This is a genomic window from Phreatobacter sp. (genome assembly GCF_016793595.1).
In the GTDB taxonomy this organism is placed as follows: Bacteria; Pseudomonadota; Alphaproteobacteria; order Rhizobiales; family Phreatobacteraceae; genus Phreatobacter.
The window spans coordinates 86,098-98,594 of sequence record NZ_JAEULY010000020.1; the positions used below are offsets into that span (position 1 = coordinate 86,098).

13 protein-coding genes are annotated in these 12,497 nt (G+C 65.9%); 8 read left to right on the top strand and 5 right to left on the bottom strand.

Annotated elements, in window-relative coordinates; genetic code table 11:
- Positions 1-29: 29 nt before the first annotated feature.
- Positions 30-1,166: a pyridoxal phosphate-dependent aminotransferase gene (locus JNK84_RS19890; RefSeq protein WP_293427213.1), complete on the bottom strand. Its 1,137-nt coding sequence runs from the start codon at positions 1,164-1,166 to the stop codon at positions 30-32.
- 267 nt (positions 1,167-1,433) lie between these two features.
- On the opposite strand from JNK84_RS19890, the gene JNK84_RS19895 reads away from it, so the two are divergent.
- From JNK84_RS19895 to JNK84_RS19930, 8 genes are all read left to right on the top strand, one after another.
- Positions 1,434-2,291: an ABC transporter ATP-binding protein gene (locus JNK84_RS19895; RefSeq protein WP_293427216.1), complete on the top strand. Its 858-nt coding sequence runs from the start codon at positions 1,434-1,436 to the stop codon at positions 2,289-2,291.
- Positions 2,292-2,300: 9 nt separating this feature from the next.
- Positions 2,301-3,125: an ABC transporter permease gene (locus tag JNK84_RS19900; protein WP_293427221.1), complete on the top strand. Its 825-nt coding sequence runs from the start codon at positions 2,301-2,303 to the stop codon at positions 3,123-3,125.
- Positions 3,122-3,853 carry a GntR family transcriptional regulator gene (locus JNK84_RS19905; RefSeq protein WP_293427224.1) on the top strand — a complete coding sequence of 244 codons (732 nt, stop codon included), beginning with the start codon at positions 3,122-3,124 and terminating at the stop codon, positions 3,851-3,853. The genes JNK84_RS19900 and JNK84_RS19905 overlap by 4 nt, the downstream gene beginning before the upstream one ends.
- Before the next feature lie 341 nt (positions 3,854-4,194).
- Entirely contained in the window at positions 4,195-5,214 is a 1,020-nt protein-coding gene (locus tag JNK84_RS19910; RefSeq protein WP_293427227.1) for a DctP family TRAP transporter solute-binding subunit, read from the top strand.
- 71 nt (positions 5,215-5,285) lie between these two features.
- Positions 5,286-5,804, top strand: coding sequence for a TRAP transporter small permease (locus tag JNK84_RS19915; RefSeq protein ID WP_293427230.1), 519 nt, complete (start codon positions 5,286-5,288; stop codon positions 5,802-5,804).
- Between the two features lie 31 nt (positions 5,805-5,835).
- Entirely contained in the window at positions 5,836-7,119 is a 1,284-nt protein-coding gene (locus JNK84_RS19920) for a TRAP transporter large permease (RefSeq protein WP_293427233.1), read from the top strand.
- 38 nt (positions 7,120-7,157) lie between these two features.
- Complete coding sequence (locus JNK84_RS19925) at positions 7,158-7,604, top strand: type II 3-dehydroquinate dehydratase (RefSeq protein WP_293427236.1); 447 nt, start codon at positions 7,158-7,160, stop codon at positions 7,602-7,604.
- Entirely contained in the window at positions 7,601-8,218 is a 618-nt protein-coding gene (locus tag JNK84_RS19930; RefSeq protein WP_293427239.1) for a hypothetical protein, read from the top strand. Before JNK84_RS19925 ends, JNK84_RS19930 begins: the two co-directional genes overlap by 4 nt.
- A gap of 17 nt (positions 8,219-8,235) precedes the next feature.
- Here the strand turns inward: JNK84_RS19930 and JNK84_RS19935 are convergent, their stop codons facing one another.
- From JNK84_RS19935 to JNK84_RS19950, 4 genes are all read right to left on the bottom strand, one after another.
- Positions 8,236-10,125 (bottom strand): bifunctional sugar phosphate isomerase/epimerase/4-hydroxyphenylpyruvate dioxygenase family protein, encoded by a 1,890-nt coding sequence (locus JNK84_RS19935; protein ID WP_293427242.1) that lies wholly within the window; start codon positions 10,123-10,125, stop codon positions 8,236-8,238.
- Positions 10,122-10,976, bottom strand: coding sequence for a shikimate dehydrogenase family protein (locus tag JNK84_RS19940; RefSeq protein WP_293427245.1), 855 nt, complete (start codon positions 10,974-10,976; stop codon positions 10,122-10,124). Before JNK84_RS19940 ends, JNK84_RS19935 begins: the two co-directional genes overlap by 4 nt.
- Positions 10,977-11,047: 71 nt before the next feature.
- The gene (locus tag JNK84_RS19945) at positions 11,048-11,713 is read right to left on the bottom strand and encodes a GntR family transcriptional regulator (RefSeq protein ID WP_293427248.1); all 666 of its coding nucleotides are present in this window, start codon (positions 11,711-11,713) and stop codon (positions 11,048-11,050) included.
- Positions 11,710-12,399, bottom strand: a complete 690-nt coding sequence (locus JNK84_RS19950) for a GntR family transcriptional regulator (RefSeq protein ID WP_293427251.1) — start codon at positions 12,397-12,399, stop codon at positions 11,710-11,712. Before JNK84_RS19950 ends, JNK84_RS19945 begins: the two co-directional genes overlap by 4 nt.
- Positions 12,400-12,497: the final 98 nt, after the last annotated feature.

Genomic DNA, 12,497 nt, shown 5'->3' on the forward strand with positions numbered 1-12,497 from the left:
AAACGAGCGCGCGGCGGCTGCCGGACGGATCAGAAAAGTTTGACGGCTTCGTTCTGGCCGCGAGCCTGCTCGACGAGCGTCGGCAGGAGGTCGACGAATTCCTGCACCCAGGCCGTCGGCACGCTGGTGCTGACCTTGATGAACCGGTCGCCGAAATTCGGCGTGTGGTAGGCGCCCTGCCGGATCATGATGTCGTGCTTCTGGTAGGCAGCGACCAGCGCCTCCGGCTTCACCCCAGCCTTCTGGCACTCCAGCACGATGAAATTGCCGTTGGACGGATAGACCGGCATGAGAAGGCCGGGGACCTTGTCCGAGGCCTCCCTGATCAGCTTCTGGTTGGCCCGCTGCTGTGCCAGAACCTGCGGGAACCACTCGTCCTTGATCCTGAGGCCGGCGAGCGCCGCCCGCTGGGAGAGGATGTTTGAGCCAAGATTGTTCGGCGGCGCGCTGGCCAACCGTTCGATGACGTCGGGATGAGCGACCACCGCGCCGACGCGCATGCCGGCAAGTCCGAGCCATTTGGAGAAGGAGTAGATGGTGATGGTGCGCTCGGGGTAGCGCGTCGCCGCCAGCGTGTGGTCGTAGGCGAAGTGGCGATAGGTGCAGTCGTGGATGAGGTAGGCGCCAGCCTCCTTCGCGATCGCCGCGATGGCGTCGATCTCGGCGGCCGTGCAGGCCGAGCCCAGCGGGTTGTTGGGATCGACGAGGTAGATGACCTTGGTCTTCGGCGTGATCGCCGCCTTCAGCCGCTCGGGCGCGAGGCGATAGCCATACTCCTCCCCGTAGATCGGGATCTGCGTGACGGTGCCCCCGACCGAGCGGGCGAAAGCCATCGGCCAATTCCAGGTCGGGTCGGTGGTGATGAACTCGTCGCCCAGGCCGAGCAGCGTGTGACACACATGGTAGAGCGAGGCGACGGCGCCATCCGAGAGCAGTGCCGCCTGCCCGATCAGGCCGAGATCGGCGATGATGCCGTGACGCAGCTCCTCCAGCCCCGCCGGGGGAGCGTAGATGTGGAACTCCTCGTCGCGAATGCACTTTTCCATGGCCTCGATGACGGCCGGGTGCGGCGTGGCGTGATTGGTGTTCTGGCCCATCCATCTGAGGCCCGGAGTGTTCACGAGCCTGTCGAAATGGGCGTTCCGAACCTCGAATGCCTTCGTCATCCCGCCACAACCTCCATCTGGCATAATGCGACCATCCGGGCGCCGCGAACGCTCAAGCTATGGCATCCTTTCGTTGAGGCGAACAGCCCAAAAATGCATCTTCAGCAAAAATTGGATGCAGAAATTATAATCTGGCATAATGAGACTTGAAATGGCCGCTCTCTGCGGCAATGCTGGCGACATTGAAGCGGGCGCGCCGTAACTGTGGAATGGGTATGGCGCTGGGTCCTGGTCGCATCGGGGCGCAGGCGGGGGTTCGGAGGGCATATGGCGACGGCGACAGCGCGCAAGGAGACGGCGACAACGACGGCCAATGGGGCGCTCGTTTCGATCCGCGGCGTGGGCAAGACCTACTTCACCGGCAGTTCCGCCATTCCCGCCGTCGCGTCGGCCTCGCTCGAGGTCGCCCGCGGCGAATTCGTGTCGTTGCTCGGCCCCTCCGGCTGCGGCAAGAGCACGCTGCTGATGATGATCGCCGGGCTCGAGAAACCTACCTCGGGCGCCATCGATCTTCTGGGCTCGCCCGTGCTCGCGCCGCGCCGCGACATCGGCATCATCTTCCAGGACGCGACGCTGCTGCCGTGGAAGAGCGCCCTCGAAAACGTGCTCTTCCCGATCCGCATCCTGAAGCTGCCGCTCGACCAATACATGCGGCGGGCACACGAGCTGCTGGCCATGGTCGGTCTCGCGGGGTTCGAGCACAAGAAGCCGGGTGAGCTTTCGGGCGGCATGCGCCAGCGCGTGACCATCTGCCGCTCGCTCATCCACGACCCCGACATTCTCCTGATGGACGAGCCGTTCAGCGCGCTCGACGCCATCACCCGCGACCAGATGAACGTCGCCTTGTCCGAGATTCTCGAGACCTACAAGAAGACCGTCATTTTCGTGACCCACTCGATCCGCGAGGCGGCATTCTTGTCGGACCGCGTCGTCGTCATGGGCGGCCGCCCCTCGGGCATCATCCTCGACATGCCCATGCCCTTTCCGCGGCCGCGGCGCTTCGAGGTGGAGGAAACCGTCGAATTCACGCAGGTCTGCCGCGAGCTGCGGCTGACCATCGAAGCCGCGCACGGCCACGCCCCGTCAACCCACGCCGCCCCCGCGGGCGCTTCCGTCATCGAGTGAGGGCAGGCCATGGCCGCAACGATCGGAACCGAGACTGGCGCAGTGCTGGTCAACCCCGCCGCCCGGAACCGCGCCGCCGCCGGCCTGCGCAGCATCGTGCTGCCGCTGGGCCTCGCGCTGTTCGTGCTGGTCGCCTGGCAGGTCTATGTCACGGTGGCGAACATCCCCTCCGTGATCCTGCCCTCGCCCATATCGATCGCGAAATATATCGTCGCGCGCTACGATATCCTGCTGATCCACGCGATCCCGACCACCGTCGAATCGGCTGTGGGCTTCCTGCTGGCGCTGGGGCTCGGCGTGCTGCTCGCCATCCTCATCACCTATTCGCAGGTCGCGCGCGAGGCGCTCTATCCCAACCTCGTCTTCTTCCAGCTCATCCCGAAGATCGCGCTGGCGCCGCTGTTCATCATCTGGCTCGGCGTCGGCTCGCAGTCGCGCATCGCCTTCTCGGTGTTCATCGCCTTCTTTCCGGTGGTCATCGCCACGACCGCCGGGTTCCTCAGCGTCGACAAGAGCATCCTGCGTCTCTGCCGGTCGCTGACCGCGACGGAGTGGCAGGTGTTCACCAGCGTCCGCTTTCCCTCGGCGCTGCCGCACATCTTCTCCGGCATGAAGATCGCCATCACGCTGGCGATCATCGGCGTCATCATCGGCGAGTTCATCACCGCGCAGGCCGGGCTCGGCTACCTGATCATCTTCGCGACCGCCCGCGCCGACACGGAAGTGTCGATGGCGGCCATCGTCGTGCTTTGCATCTGTGGCTTGTTGTTGTACGGCCTCCTGGCGGTCGCGGAGATGATCGCGAACAGGTTCTACTCAGCGGATAGCCGATGAAAACGCGCAACGGCCGCGAACCCGGCAAGACGGCGGCGGTCGAACCGGAATCGCTTTCGGCCGAAGTTGTGGTTCGCCTCGAGGAGGAAATCCTCAAGGGCGTCCGGATGCCGGGCGACCGGCTGGACGAGCGTCAGCTCGCCGAGCAGTTTGGCATGTCGCGAACGCCGGTGCGCGAGGCCCTCCAGCGCCTTGCCGCCAGCGGTCTCGTCATCTCGCGGGGGCGTCAGGGCCTGCAGGTGGCGCATCTGTCGCTGGCCGACCTTCTCGACGCCTTCAGCGTCGTCGCCGAACTCGAAGCGCTCGCCGCCTATCAGGCCGCGCGGCGCATCACCGCCGATCAGCGTGTCAGGCTGCAGGCGGCGCACGATGCCTGCGAGACCGCCAGCCTCGCCAACGACGTATCGCCGTTCTACGAGGCGAACCTCGCCTTCCACGAGACCGTGGCGGCTGCGAGCCACAACCGCATCCTCCAGGAAGAGCTTCGCCGGCTGACGCTGAAGATCTCGCCATATCGCCGGACGATCACCTACCAGCCGGGGCGCATGGTCTCGTCGATCCCCGAGCACGGCGAGGTCATGGACGCGATCTTCAAGGGTGACGGTGCGCGCGCCAGTCGCGTCATGCGGGGTCACGTCACGTTGCTCGGCGAAGGCCTGTCGGACCTGCTGCATTTCCTGCGCTTCTCCGACCAGAAACTGATCCCGGAATTCGCGATCAACGACTAGAGGCAGTTCGACTGCCTTTGCGAGCTGTCCGAGCCGGCGGGAAGATCACGCCGGACGGCACGGACGCGCCTGTGGCGAACCGGCCTGCGCGGTCTCACCACGTGCAGAATGCACAACGTCCATCGCTCCCGTTGCCCCTGTACACATGCCGCCGCGCGTTCGGGAACCGCCTGCGCCTCGCAGCCGCCCCGTCAGGCGTCGCTGAAAATATCTGACATTATTGAAAATAGCATATTGCCAAGGAGACGGTACGCTGGATAGCGTTGCGTCAAAGCCCGGCGGTCCGCGCCGACAAGAAGCGTCAATGCCGGGCGCGGGAGCGCCGTCCTGGGAGGACAATCATGATCACTCGCCGCCGGGCCCTTGCCGGGCTTGCCGCCACCCCCGTCCTGGCCGCGCCGACGCTGCTTCTCGGGCAGGGCATTCAGGAGCGCACCATCCGCTGGGGGCATCTGAACAACACCGACCATCCGACCAGCTTCGGCGTCAGAAAATTCGGCGAGGTCCTGCTGCAGAAGAGCGGCGGCAAGATGCGCGTCCGCGAGTTCGCGGCATCGCAACTCGGCAATGAGATGCAGCAGCAGAGCGCGGTGCGCGGCGGCACGCAGGAGGTGATCTCCGCCTCCACGACGTCCCTCGCCACTGTCGTCAAGGACTTCGGCCTGCTGGATTTCCCTTTCATCGTCGCCAATGTCGCTCAGGCGGAGAGCCTTATCCTCGGCGATTTCGGCAAGGACCTGCTGAAGCTCCTGCCCGAGAAGGACATGATCGGCCTCGGCTACTGGGGCCTCGGCTTCCGCAATGTAACCAACAGCGTCCGGCCGATCGCCAAGGTAGAGGATTTCCGCGGGCTGAAGCTGCGCGTCATCCCGAACCCGGTCTATCTGGAGACCTTCCGCGCCTTCGGCGCCAACCCGGTGCCGATGAACTTCGCCGAGCTCTATACGGCGCTGGAAACGAAGACCGTGGACGGACAGGAAAACCCCTACGCGGTGACGCTCTCCAACAAGTTCTTCGAGGTGCAGAAGTTCGTCTCCTCGACCAACCACACCTACACGCAGAACATCATCACCGTGAGCAAGCGCTTCTGGGACCGGCTGTCCGAGCAGGAGCGCGCACTGATGACCGAGACCTATCAGGAGACGCGGGATTACCAGAAGGACCAGACGCGGATCGCGTCCGAGAAGGCGCTCGACGAACTGAAGACCCGCGGCATGCAGTTCACCGACGTTGCCCCCGCCGAGCTCGGCCGCATGCGCGACGCCATCAAGCCCGTCGTCGACAAGTTCTCGGCCGAGTTCGATCCGGCGCGCGTCCGCCAGTTCAACGGCGAACTGCAGCGGATCCAGGCGATCAACTGACGGCCCGGCCATACACCCGTCTTGCCGGCTGATCCGGCGAGGCACCCTCTTCCCGCTGGGGTTCCCGCCGCATGGACATGCTCGCCCGGGCGATCGACCTATATTGCCGGCTCACGAAAGTTCTCGCGGTCGCCTGCCTCGCGCTGATGGTCGTGCTGGTCTTCGGCAACGTCGTCCTGCGCTACGGCTTCAATTCCGGCATCGTCGTTTCGGAGGAGCTGTCGCGCTGGCTGCTGGTCTGGCTGACCTTCTTCGGGGCCATCGTCGCCCTGCGGGAGCACAAGCATCTCGGCGTCGACACGCTGGTTCAGCGCCTGCCACGGCCGCTGAAGCTCGCCTGCTTCATCGTCAGCTACCTGTTCATGATCTATGCCAGCTACCTGCTCATGAACGGCAGCTGGCAGCAGATGCTGATCACCGCCGGTGACCGGGCGCCGGCGACCTCCCTGTCGGTCGGCATCTTCTACGCCTCGGGCGTGGTGTTCGGCACATCGGCGCTGGTCATCCTGTTCCACGACCTCCTGCGGGTGCTGCTCGGGCGCGCGAGCGAGAGCGAGCTGATCGCGGTCAGGGAGTCCGAGGAAGGGTGAGCCGCGGCGAGCCCATCGGAATGTGCCCCTCATGACCATCGCCATCTTCACCTTCTCGCTCCTCGGCGCCATGGCGATCGGCATGCCCATCGCCTATGCGCTGCTCATCTGCGGCGTCGCCCTGATGGTGTCGCTCGACATATTCGACGCCCAGATCGTCGCGCAGAACGTCATCAACGGCGCTGACAGCTTCCCCCTCATGGCCGTGCCGTTCTTTCTGCTGGCCGGCGAGCTGATGAACCGCGGCGGGCTTGCGTCGCGCATCGTCAACGTCGCCATCGCGCTGGTCGGCCATCTGCGTGGCGGCCTCGGCTATGTCGCGATCCTGGCCTCCTGCATCCTTTCGTCCCTCTCTGGATCGGCCGCCGCCGATGCCGCGGCCCTCGCCGCGCTGGTCGTGCCGATGATGGTCGCCGCCGGGCACAGCAAGCGGCACTCGGCCGGCCTCGTCGCGGCCAGCGGCGTCATCGGCCCGGTGATCCCGCCGAGCATCGGCTTCGTGCTATTCGGCGTCGTCGGCAATGTCTCCATCTCCAAGCTGTTCCTCGCGGGAATCGTGCCGGGCCTGATGATCGGCCTCGGCCTCTGCGTCGCCTGGTGGTGGGTGGTGCGCAACGAAGAGGTGAAACCGTCGCCGCCACGCCAGTCCGGCACGCAGATAGTCAAGGCGGTCCTCGACGGCTTCTGGGCCCTGCTCCTGCCCGGCATCATCATCGTGGGCCTGCGCTTCGGCATCTTCACGCCCACCGAGGCCGGCGCGGTCGTCGCGGTCTATTCGCTGATCGTCGCGATGTTCATCTACCGCGAGCTGAAATGGAGCGACCTCTACGAGGTCTTCGCGACGGCCGCCGTGACGACCGGCGTCGTGATGTTCCTGGTCGCCGCTGCCCTTGTGTCGTCCTGGCTGATCACGGTCGCCGAGATATCGCAGCAGGTGGTCGATCTCCTGAAGCCCTTCATGTCCAACCAGACGATGCTGCTGATCGCCATCATGGTGCTGGTGGTCATCGTCGGCACCGCGCTCGACATGACGCCGACCATCCTGATCCTGACGCCGGTGCTGATGCCGATCGTCCGCGAGGCCGGCATCGACCCCGTCTATTTCGGCGTTCTCTTCATCATCAACAACTCGATCGGGCTGGTCACGCCACCTGTCGGCGTGGTCCTCAACGTCGTCTGCGGGGTCGCCAAGATCAGCATGGAGGAGATCATCAAGGGCGTGACGCCGTTCATGATCGCCCAGCTGATCGTCCTGCTCCTGCTCGTGCTTTTCCCGGTCCTCGTCATGGGGCCGGCGAGGTTCCTTGCCGGCTGATCATCAACCGGGTTCCCGACCTGCCCACTGGACGCGCCATGCCTTATCGCCTGAGCATCATCAACGGACCGAACCTCAACATGCTCGGCACGCGCGAGCCGGCCATCTACGGCCATACGACGCTCGCTGAGATCGAGCGCTCCTGCCGCAAGCGCGCGGAGGAGCGCGCCGCCACGCTGCTGTTCCGCCAGAGCAACGGCGAGGGCGCGCTCGTCGACCTGATTCAGGCGGCGCGCGAGGAGGCCGACGCCGTCATCATCAACCCCGCCGGCTATTCCTTCCATTCGGTGCCGATCCTCGATGCCATGAAGATATTCGAAGGCCCGGTCATCGAGCTGCACCTCTCCAACATTCACGCGCGCGACGAGTTGCACCGGCACTCGATAACCTCCACGGCGGCGACGGCGGTGATCTGCGGGCTCGGCCCCTACGGCTATCTCGCGGCCATGGATGCCGCCCTTCACCTTCTGGAACAGAAGCGATGAAGGCGGGTCAGGGCTTCCTTGCCATCTGGAGCGATGTCGCGCCGGAGCGGGAGACGGACTATCTCCACTGGTTGACCCGGGAACACACGCAGGAGCGCCTGTCGATCCCCGGATTTCTCGCCGTGCGGGTCTTCCGCAGCCGCGCTGCCGCCGTCCGGCGCTATTTCATTCTCTACACGCTGACCGAGAGCGGCGTGATGGGGAGCCCCGCCTATGTCGAGCGACTGAATGCACCGACCCCGTGGTCGCAGAGGATCATGCCCATGCTCGGCAATTTCCAGCGCGGCGGCGGCACGGTGACGGCGAGGCTCGGCAGCGGCTTCGGGGCGGTTGTCGCTCCCGTCCTTCTGGACGGCAACGAGGCGCTCCAGACATCGATCCGGGCGGCCGAGGTCGCGGCGCACGATCGCCTCGTCGCGGCATCGCTGCTGGCGGTGGATGGGGCGGGCACCGCTATCCGGACAAACGAGAAGTCCCTTCGCACCGGCGATCGCAGCTTCGACACGCTGCTGCTCGCGGAGGCCGTCGATGCGGATGCCTTGACTTCCGTGCTCGGCGAATTCGAGCTGTTCGATCAGGTCTTCGCGCTGGACAAGGCGCAGCTGACGAGCTGAAGCATCGACCGGCGGGCTCAGAGCCTCGGGATCGTCACTGGCGGGAGGCCGCGCTTCTGTGCGGCGATGCGGAACGGCGCATTCGGAGCGCCATATCCGGCATAGCCCCGGCGCTCGACGATCTCGAAGAAGAACCCGTCGCTTCCGGCCCGGCCGTAGAGCTGGAAGAACTCGCCCTGCGCATCGCGGTCGTACAGGATCGCCGCCTGTTCCAGCCGCGCGACCGTCTCGTCGCCAAGACCGAAGCGCGCCGCGAGATCCGGATAGTAGTTCGGCGAAACGCGCAGCGGCTCGAAGCCGTTCGCCGCCAGCGCCGCTGCGGTTCGCATGATGTCGCGCGTCGAGAAGGCGATGTGCTGGATGCCCGCGCCGAAGAACTCATTGACGAAATGGCCGGCCAGCGTGCGGCGGTTCTCGGCGCCGTTGAGGGTCAGGCGCAAGCCGCCACCCTCGTTCTCGATGACCTGACTGCGCACGAGCCCCCCGGGATCGACGACGTCGACCATGGGCAGTTTCCGGACATCGAAAAGCGACGTGTAGAACAGCAGCGAGGTCAGCAGCTCGTCGACGAACATGGTCTGCGCGACATGGTCGATGCGTTCGAGCCCGGCATCGCCGCCGCGCGCCGGATCGTCGCGCCCGATGAACTCGTGTTCCCACAGGCCGACAAGCTTCGGCGAGCGATCGACGAAGTAGATGACGCTGCCACCGATCCCGCGGATCGCCGGCATGCGGATCTCGCCGGGATTGGGCTCCTGCTCGAACGGCTCGGCGCCGAGCCCCACGGCCCGCGCCAGCGTCGCCTCGGCATCATCGACCTGAAGGCCGATCGCATAGGCGACGGCACCATGAGCCAGGAAGGCCGACCGCGCGAGCCCCTGCTGCTCGCTATTGACGACGATATTGATCTGGCCCTGCCGATAGAGATCGACAGACTTGGAGCGGTGCCGCCCCGCCTTGCGAAAGCCGAGCGCGTGGAGTGTCCCGCCGAGCTGTCCCGCCCGTGCCTCGTCGGCGGCGAACTCGACGAACTCGACCCCATGGACCACCGATCGGCCAGGCAGCGGCGCGGCAGGGACCGTGTCGCGCGGCAGGTCGCGCGACACCTGATCCATCAGATGGAGGAGCGAGCGGTGACCGTCCTTCGCGACGACCCGGGCGGAGCCGCCGCGGAACTGGTCGTTGAAAATCTCGAGCGACAGGTAGCCGTCATAGCCGGTCGCGCAGACCGACCGGACGAAATCGCGGACAGGCAGGTCGCCCTCGCCCGGCATGTTGCGGAGATGCCGGCTCCAGTGCAGCAGGTCCATGTGGATCAGCGGCGCATCGGCCAGCTGGACGATGAAGATCTTCTCGCCGGGGATGGACCGGATCGTCTCGGGATCGATGCCCTTGGCAAGGGAATGGAAACTGTCGAGCACGAGGCCGATGGCGGGATGATCGGCGCGCCGGACGATCTCCCAGGCGTCGCGGTGGTCGTGGACATGCCGGCCCCAGCACAACGCCTCGTAGCCGACGCGCAGGCCGCGCCGCGCGGCCCGCTCGCCAAGCTCCCGGAAATCGGCGGCGGCGCGATCGATGCCGCCAAGCGCATGCGGGGACACGCTGGAGCACACCAGCATCATGTCCGCGCCAAGCGCCTGCATGAGGTCGAACTTGCGTTCGGCGCGGTCGAAGGCCGCCTGACGGTGCGGCTCGGGCAGGGTCTCGAAATCCCGGAACGGCTGGAACAGCGTCAAGGCCAGCCCGTGGTCGGCGATCATCCGCCTGACGGCGGCAGGCGTCTCGCCGGACACGAGGAAATCCTGCTCGAACAGTTCAAGCCCGTCGAACCCGGCTTCCGCAATTGCCCTGACCTTGTCGGGCAGGGTGCCGCTGACCGAGACCGTCGCGATTGATGTCTTCATGCGCCCGCCCCCGTCGGCACGGGCGCGCCGATCAGCTCGCGCCTGAGAACGTCGGGTGCGACCGAGACGCCCGAGAAGATCCGGAACGCGTCGATCCCCTGAAACAGGAAGAGATCGAAGCCGGTCATGACCTCGACGCCGGCAGCACGCGCCTCGCGGAGGAAGCCTGTCCATTCTGGCGTGTAGACGGCATCGAAGGCCCAGCGTCTGCCGGGCAAGGCCGATGCCGGAATGGCATTGCCGCCGACCCCGTCCATCCCGAGCGGAGTTGCGTTGACGATGCCGTCCGCACCGCCGGCAGCCGTGGCGATGTCGCCGGCAATGGAAATGCGCATGCCGGTGGCTGCTGGCTCGAGCGCCAGGGCGAGCTGGCGCGCTCGGCTTTCGTCCGGGTCGCAAAGCCGGAGTTCGCTGGCGCCGAGCCTTGCCAGCGCGAAGGCGATGGCCTTGCCGACGCCGCCCGCCCCGGCCATCGCGACGACGCCCGGAGATACCTTGCCGAAACGGTGCAGGAACGCCGATGCGAAGCCCGAGAAGTCGGTGTTGAAGCCGCGCAGCTCGGCGCCCTCGAACAGGATGGTGTTGCACGCGCCGAGCGCCGCCAGATCGCGCGGCGGCGAGGCGACATGTTCGAGCACCCGCTCCTTGTAGGGGTAGGTGATATTGACGCCCCGGAAGCCCCGATCGCCGCAAGCCGCGAGCACGTGGTCGAATGTGTCGCCCAGTTCAGGCGGAATCAGCGACTCGTAGGTGACGTCAATGCCGCTGAGGCGGCCAGCCAGGCGATGAAGTTCGGGAGATCGCGAGCGCTGGATCTTGTCGCCGATCAGGCCGAGCCGTAGCGAAGGCATCATAAGCTCCCGGCGCAATGATTGTCAGTCATAGCGCCGTTCGTATGATAATCAAGAAAATCTATGATGCTCTAGCGAATGGCGCCCGTCCCCAACGCATGCTCGACGCCGCCCTGTATGTGACGCGCCAGCAGGTCGCAGGCCTCGTCGGCGTCGCGGCGCAACGCCGCCTCCTTCATCGCGAGGTGTTCGGCGGCCGCGATCGCCCCGCGATAGCTGAGTGCTATCATCTGGTAGCGCAGATATCGCTCGAACACCGTCGCGTGCGCGTCCATCAGCACCTGTGATCCGCAGGCGGAGACGAGCGCCTGATGGAACAGCCAGTCATAGCGCTTCCAGAGATCGGCATCGGTCCGATCCCCTTCCGCCATGCGCGCCTCCATCTGCGCCAGCTTGTGATGGGCGGAGATGACGCGCGCCTCCCAGTCAACGTCGCCCTGCGCGAAGGACTGGCGCAGGGCATGCGTCTCCAGGAATTTCCGCAAGGCGGCGACATCCAGGAGGTTCTCGACCGAGATCCGCATGACCTCGAAGCCGCGCTGGCCTTCCGCCAGCACCAGTTTCTCGGAAACGAGCCGGCTCAGGGTTTCGCGCAGCGTGCTGACGCTGGCGCCATAGTCGCGCCGCAGCACTTCCAGCTTCAGCTTCATGCCCGGAGACAGGACGCCGGTGATGATGTCCGCGCGGATGCGGCCATAGGCGCTCTCGCCGGCGGTCTGAAACAGGTTGTCGCTCATGCCGCGAGCCGGCGCTCCGGCAGGGCCTGCCGTTCGGCTATGGCCTCGACGCAGGCCCTGACATGCGTGTCGAGGACCAGCTTGGCCCGGTCGAGGCGCCGTTCCAGCGCGCAGGCCAGAAGTTCGGAATGCTCCACCGTCGCGATCTCGCCACGGAAAATGCCGACGACCATCTGGTAGCGCAGGTATTTGTCGTAGACCCCGGCGTGGATTTCGAGCAGTTCCGGCGAACCGCAGGCTGAGATCAGGCTGTGGTGGAATTCCCAGTCGTAGCGCTTCCAGTCGGCCGCGTCGGCCGGCTTGCCGGCCAGCAGAACCCGCTCCATGCGCGCCAGTTTGTGATGGGCCGCCACCACGCGGCCCTCCCATTCGAGGTCGCCCGCCGCGAAGGACAGTTCGAGGGCGTGCTGTTCGAGCAGCAGGCGCATCTCCGCCAGCTCGGACAGTTCGGCCAGCGATACCGGCGCCACCGCGAAGCCCTTCTGCCCCTCGGCGGAGACCAATCCCTCGGAAGTCAGGCGATTGAGGATTTCGCGAAGCGTCGAAACGCTGGTGCCATACTCCGCCCGCAGGCGGTCGAGCCTCAGTCGCTGCCCCGGTGCGAGCCGCCCGAAAACGATCGCCGAGCGAATGAGCTGGTAGGTCGCCTCTCCGACGGTGCCCGAAGAGCTTGCGGCATCACGCATGGCTGGTTCCGCGACGTAGGCCCTTCAGATAGCCAGGGTGCGGCTGGTCTGGCAACTGGCATCCAGACGCGACGTTCCGTGTCGAGGGACACGGAACA

Coding starts and splice junctions, on each gene's coding strand:
- JNK84_RS19930 (WP_293427239.1), top strand. CDS start 7,601: ATGAAGGCGGGTCAGGGCTTCCTTGCCATCTGGAGCGATGTCGCGCCG.
- JNK84_RS19940 (WP_293427245.1), bottom strand. CDS start 10,976: ATGCCTTCGCTACGGCTCGGCCTGATCGGCGACAAGATCCAGCGCTCG.
- JNK84_RS19945 (WP_293427248.1), bottom strand. CDS start 11,713: ATGAGCGACAACCTGTTTCAGACCGCCGGCGAGAGCGCCTATGGCCGC.
- JNK84_RS19890 (WP_293427213.1), bottom strand. CDS start 1,166: ATGACGAAGGCATTCGAGGTTCGGAACGCCCATTTCGACAGGCTCGTG.
- JNK84_RS19915 (WP_293427230.1), top strand. CDS start 5,286: ATGGACATGCTCGCCCGGGCGATCGACCTATATTGCCGGCTCACGAAA.
- JNK84_RS19910 (WP_293427227.1), top strand. CDS start 4,195: ATGATCACTCGCCGCCGGGCCCTTGCCGGGCTTGCCGCCACCCCCGTC.
- JNK84_RS19905 (WP_293427224.1), top strand. CDS start 3,122: ATGAAAACGCGCAACGGCCGCGAACCCGGCAAGACGGCGGCGGTCGAA.
- JNK84_RS19895 (WP_293427216.1), top strand. CDS start 1,434: ATGGCGACGGCGACAGCGCGCAAGGAGACGGCGACAACGACGGCCAAT.
- JNK84_RS19935 (WP_293427242.1), bottom strand. CDS start 10,125: ATGAAGACATCAATCGCGACGGTCTCGGTCAGCGGCACCCTGCCCGAC.
- JNK84_RS19925 (WP_293427236.1), top strand. CDS start 7,158: ATGCCTTATCGCCTGAGCATCATCAACGGACCGAACCTCAACATGCTC.
- JNK84_RS19920 (WP_293427233.1), top strand. CDS start 5,836: ATGACCATCGCCATCTTCACCTTCTCGCTCCTCGGCGCCATGGCGATC.
- JNK84_RS19950 (WP_293427251.1), bottom strand. CDS start 12,399: ATGCGTGATGCCGCAAGCTCTTCGGGCACCGTCGGAGAGGCGACCTAC.
- JNK84_RS19900 (WP_293427221.1), top strand. CDS start 2,301: ATGGCCGCAACGATCGGAACCGAGACTGGCGCAGTGCTGGTCAACCCC.